Annotated in this window: 11 protein-coding genes; 10 read left to right on the top strand and 1 reads right to left on the bottom strand. The window is 60.9% G+C overall.

All coding sequences use genetic code 11. From position 1 onward, the window contains the following. The first annotated feature begins 27 nt into the window (after window positions 1-27). Complete coding sequence (locus tag DW913_RS03470) at window positions 28-1,353, top strand: 6-phospho-alpha-glucosidase (RefSeq protein ID WP_117797590.1); 1,326 nt, start codon at window positions 28-30, stop codon at window positions 1,351-1,353. Window positions 1,354-1,435: 82 nt separating this feature from the next. Further along, the gene (locus tag DW913_RS03465) at window positions 1,436-2,998 is read left to right on the top strand and encodes a PTS transporter subunit EIIC (RefSeq protein WP_117797589.1); all 1,563 of its coding nucleotides are present in this window, start codon (window positions 1,436-1,438) and stop codon (window positions 2,996-2,998) included. A gap of 230 nt (window positions 2,999-3,228) precedes the next feature. On the opposite strand, the gene DW913_RS03460 is transcribed toward DW913_RS03465, so the two are convergent. Then, window positions 3,229-4,482, bottom strand: a complete 1,254-nt coding sequence (locus tag DW913_RS03460; protein ID WP_233541985.1) for an MFS transporter — start codon at window positions 4,480-4,482, stop codon at window positions 3,229-3,231. 161 nt (window positions 4,483-4,643) lie between these two features. On the opposite strand from DW913_RS03460, the gene DW913_RS03455 reads away from it, so the two are divergent. From DW913_RS03455 to DW913_RS03425, 8 genes are all read left to right on the top strand, one after another. Next, window positions 4,644-5,591 (top strand): isopentenyl-diphosphate delta-isomerase, encoded by a 948-nt coding sequence (locus tag DW913_RS03455; protein WP_117637683.1) that lies wholly within the window; start codon window positions 4,644-4,646, stop codon window positions 5,589-5,591. A 242-nt stretch (window positions 5,592-5,833) separates the two neighbouring features. After that, a complete protein-coding gene (locus DW913_RS10070; RefSeq protein WP_199580741.1) occupies window positions 5,834-6,727 on the top strand; it encodes an SLC13 family permease in 894 nt (297 codons plus the stop codon). A 60-nt stretch (window positions 6,728-6,787) separates the two neighbouring features. Then, window positions 6,788-7,291, top strand: a complete 504-nt coding sequence (locus tag DW913_RS10065) for an anion permease (protein ID WP_199580739.1) — start codon at window positions 6,788-6,790, stop codon at window positions 7,289-7,291. Window positions 7,292-7,388: 97 nt separating this feature from the next. Next, window positions 7,389-8,876 carry a UbiD family decarboxylase gene (locus DW913_RS03445; RefSeq protein WP_117797588.1) on the top strand — a complete coding sequence of 496 codons (1,488 nt, stop codon included), beginning with the start codon at window positions 7,389-7,391 and terminating at the stop codon, window positions 8,874-8,876. Between the two features lie 33 nt (window positions 8,877-8,909). Beyond that, window positions 8,910-9,503, top strand: coding sequence for a UbiX family flavin prenyltransferase (locus tag DW913_RS03440; protein WP_117797587.1), 594 nt, complete (start codon window positions 8,910-8,912; stop codon window positions 9,501-9,503). Between the two features lie 77 nt (window positions 9,504-9,580). Continuing rightward, window positions 9,581-10,450, top strand: coding sequence for a MerR family transcriptional regulator (locus tag DW913_RS03435; RefSeq protein ID WP_117797586.1), 870 nt, complete (start codon window positions 9,581-9,583; stop codon window positions 10,448-10,450). Window positions 10,451-10,645: 195 nt separating this feature from the next. Next, a complete protein-coding gene (locus tag DW913_RS03430) occupies window positions 10,646-11,515 on the top strand; it encodes a hypothetical protein (protein WP_117797585.1) in 870 nt (289 codons plus the stop codon). Window positions 11,516-11,594: 79 nt separating this feature from the next. Continuing rightward, entirely contained in the window at window positions 11,595-12,488 is an 894-nt protein-coding gene (locus DW913_RS03425; protein ID WP_117797584.1) for an aldose 1-epimerase family protein, read from the top strand. Window positions 12,489-12,520 lie beyond the last annotated feature (32 nt).

Raw genomic sequence — 12,520 nt, 5'->3', positions numbered from 1 at the left:
GATCAGCCAACCCTGGAGGGACGGAACATGAAGGATAAGCTCAATATTGTGATCGTTGGCGGCGGCTCCACGTGGTGCCCTGGCATTCTTAAAGCCCTGACCAAGCACATGGACATTCTGCCGCTGAACCGCGTGATGCTCTATGACATCGATGCCGAGCGTCAGCGTCCGATTGGCGAGTTTGGCAAGATCCTCTTCGCCGAGGAGGAGCCCGGTGTGGAGTTTGGTTACACCACCGATAAGGACGAGGCTTACACCGACGTCGACTTTGTGCTCTGCCAGATTCGTACCGGCGGCTACGAGATGCGTAGCAAGGACGAGAAGATTCCGCTGCATATGGGAATCATCGGCCAGGAAACGGTGGGCCCCGGCGGCATGGCTTACGGTATGCGCTCCATGCATGACATGGTTGAGATCGTCAACGACGTTCGCGCTCATAGCCCGGAGGCGTGGATTATCAACTACACCAACCCGGCTGCTATTGTGGCATATGGTCTCGAGCGCGTCCTGCCCGATGAGCATCGCGTCCTCAACATCTGCGACCAGCCTGTCAACCTCATGCGCTCTTACGGTCGCCTGCTCGGTCGCGATATGAGCAAGACGGAGCCCGTGTACTTCGGCCTCAATCACTTCGGTTGGTTCAAGCACATCTACGATGAAGAGGGTCATGACCTCGTCCCGCAGATTAAGGAGTACGCGGAGAAGAACGGCTTCCTTCCTGCCGATGCCGAGCAGCGTGACCAGTCCTGGCTTGATACCTACGCCATGGTCAAGGACATGCTCGAGGACTTCCCCGACTATCTGCCCAACACTTATCTGCAGTACTATCTGTATCCCGAGTACAAGGTCGCTCACCTCGACCCCGACTACACTCGCTCCGACGAGGTTATCAACGGTCGTGAGAAGCGCGTGTTCGCCGAGTGCGAGCGTGTTGCCAAAGTCGGCACCGCAAAGAACTCCTCGGTTGTGCAAAACGACGCTCATGGCGATATGATCGTGGAAATCACCTCGGCCATTTATCGCAACACCAACAAGACCTTCATTGTCATCGTGCCCAACAACGGCATTATCGAGGGTATGCCCGATGACGCCATGGTCGAGGTCGCGGCAAGCGTGGGCGCCAATGGCCCGCAGCCCTATGCTGTTGGCAAGATCGGTACCTTCTATCGTGGCCTTATGGAGAACCAGTACGCCTATGAGCGCCTGACTGTTGAGGCTTGGATGGAGGGTTCCTACGAGAAGGCTCTGCAGGCACTCACGCTTAATCGTCTGGTCGGTGACGCCAAGAAGGCTCGCAAAGTGCTCGACAAGCTCATCGAGGCCAATAAGGATTACTGGCCGGAGCTTAAGTAGCTAGTTCCATAGCGCTTGATAACTGTTATGGGGCGTGTGGGCTGTAGAGCTGCACGCCCCGTTTCTTTAAGAGGGGTATCCCATGAACAAAGATGAGCTGCTGGCAAAGTTCCAGCGCCTGGGCAAAGTCCTCATGACGCCTGTCTTGATCCTGCCAATCGCCGGCATCCTTCAGGGCTTTGGCAATGCCTTTACCAGCCCCACCCTTACGGCAGCTGTTCCCTGGCTTGCTGCTCCGGGCTTTGCGATTTTCTTTTCGATTCTCAAGGCCGCTGCCAGCATCGTTATGAACAACATCCCGGTTATCTTCTCGATTTGTCTCGCCTATGGCTTCGCCAAGTCCGAGAAGGCTACCGCGGCGCTTTGTGGCTTTTTGGGCTACATGTGCATGAATTCCGTGATGGGCACGTTCCTTACGGCGACTGGCGTTATCGATCCCGCGAATCTTACGACGGGCCAGAGCACGATCCTCGGCATCACCACGCTCGACACTGGTGTTATCGGCGGTCTTCTGGTGGGTGCAATCGTCGCATGGTTGCATAACCGTTACTACAAGATTGAGCTGCCTGCCGTGTTCTCCATCTTCAACGGCACGCGCTTTATCCCGGCGGTGACGCTGCTCTCATGCAGCATCCTCGCATTGGTCATGTCCTTTGTTTTCCCGTTTATTCAGAACGCTCTCGGCGCGCTGTCCGAGTTCATCAAGACTACGGGTGCCTTTGGTGCATTTGTCTACGGCGCCGGCGAGCGCATGCTCCTGCCTTTTGGCCTGCATCACTTTGTCTATTTGCCGTTCTTCTTCACGTCGCTCGGTGGCGTCGAGACCATCGACGGCCAGACTGTTCAGGGCGCTATCAATATCTACAACGCGATCCTGGGCTCTCCCAGCACGCCGTTTAACATCGAGGTCAGCCGTTTTGTCATGAACGGCAAGGTTATCTTCGCCATGTTCGGCCTGCCCGGCGCTGCACTCGCCTTCTACAAGACGGCGCTTCCCAAGAACAAGAAGAAGGCCGCGGCGCTCATGATTGCCATTGTGGTGCCTTGCATCCTCTCCGGCATTACCGAGCCGCTCGAGTACTCCTTCCTGTTTATCGCGCCCATCCTCTACGTGTTCCACGCTCTCATGGCTGGTCTTGCTTATGCGCTGACCTATATCCTGCAGTTCAACGTGGCCGGTTCCGCATCCTTTGGCGGCCCGCTCTTGTCGTTGATCTTTAACGGCATTATGGGTGCAGCCAAGGGCTCCAACTGGCAGGTTATCCTGTTCCTCGGCCCCATCTACTTCGTGGTGTACTACTTCGTCTTCAAGTTCATCATCCTTAAGAAGGACCTTAAGACCCCCGGCCGCGAGGAAGAGTCCGACGATGAGGCCGCAAAGGCTCCCAAGACTGTGATCAGCGACCTCATTCCCGCCATCGTTGAGGCAGTGGGCGGCGACAACAATATTAAGTCTGTCGAGGCCTGCTTCACCCGTCTGCGCATTCAGCTCAATGACTGTGACAAGGTGGTTGATGACGCCGAGTTTACCGAAAAGCTCGAAGCGCGTGGCATCGTGCATGTCAACGGCGGCGTGCAGATTGTCTACGGTAACATGGCTTCTAACTACGCAACCCAGATGCGCGAGCTGCTGGGCATGGAGTAAACGACCCACATATCTATAAAATCCGCGATAAAAGGCGGCGGCAGACAATGCGTCTGCCGCCGCCTTTGAGTTGCTCCACGCGCATTTCGTGTATTTGAAATACACGAAATCGTAGAAAAGCGTGTATCTGAAATACACGAAATTGTACTGCCGGAGCTTGCAGGCGGATAAACACTACTAGTATGGGACGGTTTTCACTGGTTGCTCGCCACCTTGGGCTGTGTTCGTCCCTATGCCTGCATCCGGGGCTGTGCTGATTGACGACGGCGCTCCCAACGGGCGAGCTTAATCGTCACCAGCGTAAGCGCCCAGGCCACAAGCGAGAACGCGGCGCCCACGGCGCCCACGTGTGCAATGCCAATGCTGCTCACCACGGCTCCGCCTACCGCGGTGCCAAACGAAATGCCGACGTTAAACGCCATGGGTTCAACCGAACTTGCGAGTACCATCGACTTGGGATGGCGGCTGCGTGCCACGTCCATAAAGTGCGTGATGCACGACACCGAGAACAGGTACATGAGCAGTGCCAAGCTAAAAACAAAGACCAGCGCGAGCGGCATGGTGCCGCCCACAGCAAACAGCCCGAGTAACGCCGCGGCCTGCAGCACAAACGTCACAAGCAGCGCCTTCATGCCAAAGCGCGCATCGATCCATCCGCCCAGGATGTTCGAGATCAGGCAGAACACGCCGTAGGCCATAAGCGTGGTGCTCGCCTGAACGGTTCCCATACCCAGCACCTGCTCAAGATAAGGCGTAACGTAGCCGTAGAATACATAGACCGAGCCCACGCCAAACAAAAAGATAAGCATGCCGGTGATGATGCTCGGTTCGCGTAGCAGACCCGCCTGCTCGCGGAAGGTAGCGGGTTCGTCGGTCTGTCCGGCGCGCGGCATAAACGCCACGAGCGCTCCGCAGATCAAAACGGCAAAGGTCAGCGTACCGTACATGGCCACGTGCCAATCGAGCGTGTCGGCCACGAACTTGCCGATCGAAGTGACAAAGACCATCGCCACGGAAAACGCGCCGTACACGACCGAGATGGCAAGCGAAGTTTGCTGCGGGGACAGCAGCTCGGGGATGTACGTCACGCCCACGGCGAGCAGCGCGCCCGAGACGGATCCCAGGACAATGCGCGAGATAAAGAGCACCTGGAAGTTGGGCGCCAACGCCATGACCAGGTTGCCGAGCACAAAGACGATGCTGTAGTACACGAGCAACTGGTAGCGGCGGAATCGCCCCGTGCTGAGCGCAAGCACCGGCGTGGCGATGGCGTAGACGAGCGCGAACACGCTGATGAGCTGGCCCGCAGTGGCAAGTGATACGCCGAGTTCCGTTGCCAAGTCGCTTTCGATGCCGATGACCACGAACTCTGAGCAGCCGAGCGAGAATCCCAACAGCACGAGCAGCGCCAGGCAGAGCTTGGTGCGCGCGGGGGAGAGCGCGGCGGCGGTTGACTTACTTTTAGACGTGGTTGCGGCGGTCAAGGTTGTCACTCCAATGTCGCATGAATAAGCGGGATTCAATCCCTGCAACTCTAACAGAATGTGCCAGGTGCCTGCCCCCTTTGTCGCAGGCTGTGCTTGCCTGTATAGTCGCAATACAGGTGAAAATGGTCTCAGGTACATTGCGGGCGACAGGAGATCCCATGGGTATGCACACGACAAAGGTTGCAGCAGGCGAGGGCAAGTTTGCGCTCGAGGCCCAGTTGACGGTGACGCCGCGAGGCATGGCGGTGTACGCCTGCTCGCCGGAGTTCGCGCACCTGGGCGCCACGGCGCAGGCCATTCCGCGTCCCGAGCCCGGCCGCACGGCGACAGTGAGCATCCTGGCTGTTCCGTGCCATCGAGACGAAATTCCGGCGCACGATATCGCGGCGGCGCTGGCCACGCGCTTTGGCGTGCCGGTCGTTGCGAGCACGGGCTTTCATGTTGAACAGGCGAGCGGGGGCGACCTGCAGCGCGTGCTCGACACCACCAAGGAGCTCATCGCCGCGCTCGAGGAGGCCGCAGCCCGCATTCTGCGCGCCGGCTGGGATGAGGGCGGCGCGGGCGCCGAGGTCGTGGCGGTCAATGCCGCGACCGGCGAGACGCTTGGCCCCGTCGACCGCATCGATGCCCATGCCGGTGAGGGCATTCTGCATCAGGCATTTCTGACGCTTCTGGTCGAGGGCCAGGGCGAAGACGCACGCCTGCTGCTCTGTCGTCGCAGTCCGCTCAAACGCCTGTGGGGCGGGGTGCTGGCCGATAGCTGTGCCGGCCATCCGCTCCCCGGGGAGGACGTTGTCGCCGCGACGGCGCGCCGCATCAACGAAGAGCTCGGCATCACGCGCGATCCCGATCAGCTCAAGTACCTCGGACGCGTGGTGTACCGCGAGGACCACGGCGACGGCCGCTGCGAGTGCGAGTGGTGCGAGGTGTTCGCAGCCCATGTTGAGCCGGGCGAGCTGCACATCAACCAAGAGGAGATCTCGGAGGTACGACGCGTGACCCCATCCGAGCTCGGCGGCTACCTGCAGGGTCGCCCCGAGCAGCTGGCACCCTGGCTCCGCGAGGCCCTGGAGGTCCCCTCCATCCGCGCAGCCCTCGCTATGTGAAAAAAGACAGTCCCTTTGCCACATCCAAACCGTCACAACATTTGATGAAAATCTCGAAAACGAGGAAAAGCGTCGAATGTTGTGACGCTTTTTGTCCAGAGGATCGCTTCTCATCCAAAAATCCCGCTTGACTGTATTGCCACAACACAGCGCAACGTAAGGGGTGTCCGATAACGGGCGCCCCTTTTTAAGTGGCAACGTGGCCGCGAATCCGGAGCGCCCCCAACAAGAAAGGTGGGGAGATGGAAGCGGAAAAGAAGGCGTTTAAGATCACCAAGCGCGAAATTGGCTTTGTGCTGGGTATCGTTGTCTTTTTGCTGGTGAAGTTTCTTCCTTTGGCGGAGCTGAGCTCGACGGTCGAGCTTACGGTCGGCGGTCAGACCTGTCTGGCGTTGACGCTCGCCACGGTGGTGTTCTGGACGTGTGGCGTGGCACAGCCGGGCTTTGTGGGCCTGCTCTATTGCGCGCTGCTCGTTCTGTTCAAGGTGTGCGTGGACGACACGGGTGCCGCGAGCATCTCGGCGACGGTCGCCTCCACGTTTAGCTCGTGGACCAAAGCCACCATGTGGCTCGTCATCGGCGCCTACCTCATCGCCAGCGCGGTCAAGGAGTCGGGCCTGGGCGAGCGCATCGCCTATGCGTTTATGCTCAAGTTCGTGCGCGATGCCAAGTCGCTTATCATCTCAATCTTCGCGCTCACCTTTGTGCTGTCGCTGCTGATCCCGCATCCGTTCCCCCGCGCCTTCCTCATTCTCGCCGTCGTCTCGGTCATTGCCGAGTCCGCCGGCTACGGTGACGACGACCGCGGCAAGCTCGGCTTCCTCGTGTTTGCCGCTGCTGCCCCGGGCTCCATGTTCTTCCTGACGGGCGACTCCACGCTCAACCCGCTTGTCGCGCAGTACAGCGCCGAGGCCGGCGGCATGAGCCCGTCCTTTGTCGACTGGTTCCTGTACATGAGCGTGCCTATGCTGGTCGCGCTGCTGTGCACCCTGTTCTTGGGCCTCTTCCTCTTTAAGCCCAGCAAGGAGCTCGTCTACGATCGCGAGCAGATCGTGGCCAAGCAGGCCGCGCTCGGCAAGCTCTCCGTCAAGGAGATCCGCACCATCGTGTGGCTTGTCATCGCCATCGCGCTGTAGCTCACCGTCTCGGGCGACTATATCGGCTGGGTCACCCTGGCCATTGGCGTCGCACTCGCCATGCCCATCATCGGCGAGGTCCTCACTCCTGCCAGCTGGAACGCTGTCGACATCAAGTCCCTCATGTTCCTGACGGCCGCCTTGCCCGTGGGTTCCGTGGGCGGCGCCACCGGCATGAACGCCTGGATCGCCGACGTCGTACTCCCCAGCTCCGTGCCCGAGAACATCTTCCTGTTCGCCCTGCTTGTCGCCGCGCTCTCCATGGTCATCCACATGTTCATGGGCTCGGTCATGGCCGTGCTCGGCGTGTGCGTGCCGGCGTTCATCAGCTTCGCGGCCGGCTCCAGCGTGAGCCCGCTCGCCGTGGCGCTCATCGTCTTCACGTCCATCAACATCCACTACATCCTGCCGTTCCACAACCTGCCGATCCTTATCGGCGAGGGCAAGGACGCCGGCGGCTACACCTCCAAAGAGGCCATGCGCATGGGCATTCCCCTCACCGCGGTCGTCTTTGTCGTCGTGCTGGTCGAGGCCGCCTGGTTCCACCTCTTTGGCCTGATGTAAACGGTCGAGCGCCTCATCTATGAGCGCCGCGGCCCCACTACGTTACCCAGCCCGGCGGCATCCCCGCCGCCGGGCACTCTCCCGAAAGGAGCATGCTATGTCCACTACCGATGCTTCCCAGATCCACGACCTGCGCTCCGTACTCGACTTTTTGCGCGAGATGCCGGGCCAGCTGCTCGAGACCGACACCCAGGTCGACCCGGACGCCGAGGTCTCGGGCGTCTATCGCCACGTCGGTGCCGGCGGCACCGTTATGCGTCCGACCAAAGAGGGTCCGGCGATGGTCTTCAACAACGTCAAGGGCTTTGACGATGCCAAGGTCTGCATCGGCATGCTTGCCAGCCGCAAGCGCGTTGCCGCCCTGCTCGACCTGGACGAGGAGCACCTGGGCCTCGAGATCGGCAAGCGCTTCGAGAACCTGATCGCGCCCGAGCAGATCGCCGAGGGTGCGCACGTCGACTGCCAGGAGGTCGTGTACAAGGCGAGCGACGAGGGCTTTGACCTGCGCAAGATCGTTCCCGCTCCCACCAACACGCCCGTCGACGGCGGCCCCTACATCACCATGGGTCTCGCCTATGGCACGAGCCCCGACGGCTCCCAGTCCGACGTGACCATCCACCGCTTCTCCTGCGTCGACAAGGACAAGCTCGCCATGTGGATTACCCCCGGCAGCCGTCACCTGGGCGCGTTCTTTGACGAGTACTGCCAGCGCGGCGAGGACATGCCCATTTCCATCTCCATCGGCCTGGACCCCGCTGTGTACATGTGCTGCGGCTTCGAGGCTCCCACCACGCCGCTCGGCTTCAACGAGCTGCAGATCGCCGGCGCCCTGCGCGGCCACGCCGTCGAGCTTGCCGACTGCGTCACCGTTCCGCAGAAGTGCATCGCCAATGCCGAGTACGTGCTCGAGGGCTACCTCATGCACGACGAGACCATCAACGAGGACGTCAACGGCCACGGCTACGCCATGCCCGAGTTCCCCGGCTACACCGGCGGCGCCAAGGTCTGTCCGGTGATCAAGATCACCGCCGTCACCACGCGTGTCAACCCCATTATGGAGAGCTGCATCGGCCCTTCGCACGAGCACGTGTCCATGGCCGGTATCCCCACCGAGGCTTCCATCTACAAGATGGTCGAGACCGCTATCCCGGGCCGCCTGCTCAACGTCCACGCTGCACCCTGCGGCGGCGGCAAGTTCGTTGCCATCATGCAGTTTAAGAAGTCGAGCAAAAATGACGAGGGCCGTCAGCGCAACGCCGCCATGCTCGCCTTCTCGGCATTCTCCGAGCTCAAGCATGTGATCTTGGTTGACGAGGATGTCGACATCTTTGATATGAGCGACGTGATGTGGGCCATGACCACGCGCTTCCAGGCCGACGTCGACCTCATCACCATCCCCGGCTGCCACTGCCACGTGCTCGACCCGTCCAACGACCCTGCGTTCGACCCCACGATTCGCGAGCACGGCATCGCCTGCAAGGCCATCTTCGACTGCACGGTTCCGTTCGACCTCAAGAAGAATTTCATTCGCTCGCAGTTCATGGAGATCGACAAGGACAAGTGGGCCAAGGAGATTGCTTTCTAGTAAGTAGCCCTACCAAGTAGTCAAGGAGTTGTCATGCCTGAGTCTTCTGTCCGTCCCCGTCGCATCGTCGTTGGCGTTTCGGGCGCCAGCGGTGCCGCGCTGGGCCTTGAGTGCCTCAAATGTCTGCGTCAGGCAGGTGCCGAGTCGGCGCTTGTCGTCACGCGCGGGGGAGAGATCACCATCGAGCAGGAGCTCGGCATGACGCTCGACGAGTATGCCACGCATGCCGATGTGGTCTACGACAACAAGAATATCGGCGCCGCCATCGCAAGCGGCACCTATCCGGTCGATGGCATGATCGTGGCACCCTGCTCCATGAAGACGCTCGCCGGCATTGCGAGCGGCTACAGCGAAAACCTGTTGTTGCGCGCGGCCGACGTGCAGATGAAAGAGCAGCGCCGCCTGGTGCTCATGGTGCGCGAGACGCCCTTCAGCGCCATTCACGTCGATAACATGGCGCGCCTGGCGCGCGTGCCCGGCATCATGCTCATGCCGCCCATGCTCACGTTTTACAACGGCCCCGCCACGCTCGACGACGCGGTGCATCACATCGCCGCCAAGGCGCTCGAGGCCGTCGGCGTGTCATGCGCAAACTATAAGCGCTGGTCATGGGCGTCTTTAGGGTAGGATACGAGTAGTGTTTGAGCCCGCTGCCCCTGTGGGCGGCGGGCTTTGTGCGCTAAAAGGATGTGTCGGGAGGACTTATGCAGACGGGCATGTATGCGATTAGCGAGATGGCGAGCTTGTTTAACGTTTCGCGCCAAACGCTCATCTACTACGACAAGATCGGCCTGTTTAAGCCCGCCGTGGTGAACGAAAAGGGCTACCGTTTCTATTCGCCTACGCAGATCCCGCTCATGCGTCTGATCTGCATGCTGCGCGACCTGGGGCTCGAACTCGACGAGATTGACCGCCCGACCTCGACGTTCGACATTGGCGAGATGACCGATCACCTGCGCTCGCGGGTGCAGGCGCTCGACAAGCAGATTGCCGGGCTCAAGGCTGAGCGCGCGAGTGTGCAGGAACGCCTGAGCTTTTACGACGAGGCAGTCTACTGGCGCGAGCGCGAGGGCAGTCCGGAACTCAAGCAATTCGAGCGCCGCTACGTGGTCTTTGAGGAGTTTCCGGGCGATATCGAGCGCGGTCGCTCGATGCTTCACCCCACGCTCATGCGGGCAATCCTGCGCATGCGCACGCTGACGGGCACGCGCCCCATGCGCGGTTGGGGCGCCATGCTGCGTCGCGAGGCGCTGCATTCCGACGATCCCATCGCCGGTGCCGGCTCCTTTGCCGTACTGCCGCGCGGTGCCGAGGAGCTGCTGCCGAGCGACGCTGCCGAGCTGGCAGAGATCGGCATCGAAGTGCTGCCCGAGGGCACATACCTGTGCATGAGCCGCTGGGGCATGCCGTACGAGCCCGAAGGCATCCGCGCCATCGTGGCCTGCATGGACGAGCACGCGCTCCAGCCCATCGGCAACGCCTTCGACTTTTGCTACCTCGATACCACGAGCTACGACGAGTCCCACCAAGAGGACTTCTGCTGCATCCAAATCCCCGTCGCCCTCCAGATGTGACAAGGGGACTGCTCCTTCGTCGCATTCGTGGTGTGGCTGCTGCCTAAACCGTCACAACATTCGGCGAAAATCTCGAAAACGAGGAAAAGCGTCGAATGTTGTGACGGTTTTCCTGTCTGTGCCGGCGAGCTCCCGTGTCATCTGGGGGTATAAGGCTAGCAAGTGTTTATTTGCGAGGCTTAAGGGGCGCCCCGTATGGATATCGATAACTTTGAATGGTGGTATAGCGAGGGCGAGGCTCCGGACGAAGAGTGGGACGAGCCCGCGCCGTGTGACGTGTCGAGCGACGAGGACGAGACCGGCAACGATGCCGGTGTCGAGCCTGAAGCCGCCTCCGATGCCGCCGAGCCCCTGACCTTTGAGCAAGCTTGGGCCCAGGCCGAGGCCGATGAAGCTAAGGCCGATGCCACGGCCACACTCGGTGAGCCGGCGGACATGTCCATCTCGCCGGCCAAGATCCCACAGCCGCGCCATACCATCGACCCCGGCAGCACGGCATCCTTCAGCATACTCGACGTGCCCGCGCAGGGTGCCCAGGCGCCCGCCCCCACTCATCGCCCCAACCTGGCTCGCGAGGAAGACGCGGGCCGTCGCTCTCCGCTCGGCCCCATTCTCATCGCCTTTATGGCCGGCGTCATCGCTTGCTCGGCGATCGGAAATGTCTGGAGTCACGTGGAGCAACAGCGCAAAGACGCCGCCAAGGTCGAGATGTCTGTCGAGCAATCGCTCAGCCGTACGCGCTCGGTGCATGTGTCGGTCGAGGTCAAGGACGGTGCGACATGGGACACCGCCCGCGGCGACAGCCAGATGCTCATCCATATCGTGGGCCGCACGCTCAAGGGACAAGCAATCGACGAGTACCAATACGTCAATTCCGAAGGTGACGGCATCGAGCTCAAGCCCGGCGACTACGAGCTCACGGTCGATGAGCCGCCCGTCGCCACCGACGGCACGCGTTACCGTGCCTCAAAGCGCATGGTTCCGGTGAGTTTTAATTCACAGGCGCCCGATACGGTCGATAGCACGCCGCAGGGCGGGTTTGACCTTTACGCTATTGCTCAATAACTGCACCTGTCGCTCAACCCCGCCGCCAAGAGTGGGACAATAGCCCTCGACACTGTTGTTTACTTTTGGAGGAAGTAGCATGTCCACCGTCACCACCATCAAGCGCGGCGGCCTTACCGCGGCCATCGATTCCATGGGAGCCCAGCTCACGAGCCTTGCCCTCAACGGCAACGAGTATCTGTGGCAGGGCGACCCGGCCTTTTGGGGCAAGCATGCGCCTATCCTGTTCCCCATCGTGGGATCGCTGCGCAACAACATGGCGACATCTGCGGCCGGCACCTGCGAGATGCCGCGCCATGGACTCGCTCGCATCGTCGAGCACAAGTTGGTCGAGGTTTCGGAGGATGGCTCCTCGGTAACGTACGAGATCACTGACACGCCCGAGTTGCTCAAGGCGTTCCCGTTCCACTTTAAGCTCAACATGACCTATGCCCTGACCGGCGACGCCACGCTCACGCAGACCTTTGCCGTCACCAACACCGGCGACGTGGCCCTGCCGTTCTCGGTGGGCGGCCACCCCGCATTTAACGTGCCCGCCCCCGGTGCCGAAGACGAGGCGTTCGAGGATTACGAGCTGGCGTTTACCGAGGCTTGGACTAACGAGGCCCCCATCATCACGCCCGACGGTCTTATGACGTTCGAGGGCAGCTACAAGGCTCCCGATAACTCGGACGTGCTGCCCATCACGCACCGCAGCTTCGATAACGATGCCATCATGTTCACCGATGTCCCGGGTTCCACGCTCACGCTGCGCGGCCGCAAGTCGGGCCACGGCGTCAAGATCGACTTTGAGGGCTTTAAGTACATCGGCGTGTGGTCTGCCGCCAACGACGCCCCGTTTGTGGCGCTCGAGCCCTGGACCGGCCACACCACCATGGACACCGAGGACGACGTCTTTGAGCACAAGGTCAACACCATTACCTTGGCACCGGGTGAGACGGACGTTCGCAGCTTTAGCGTTACCCTGCTCTAGAGGTTCCGCCGTTCTAACGAACGACGGACCGG

The organism is Collinsella sp. AM42-18AC, from assembly GCF_003467965.1.
Lineage (GTDB): Bacteria > Actinomycetota > Coriobacteriia > Coriobacteriales > Coriobacteriaceae > Collinsella.
The sequence above is the reverse complement of the archived record's forward strand: the minus strand, read 5'-3'. Positions and strand labels throughout refer to the sequence as shown.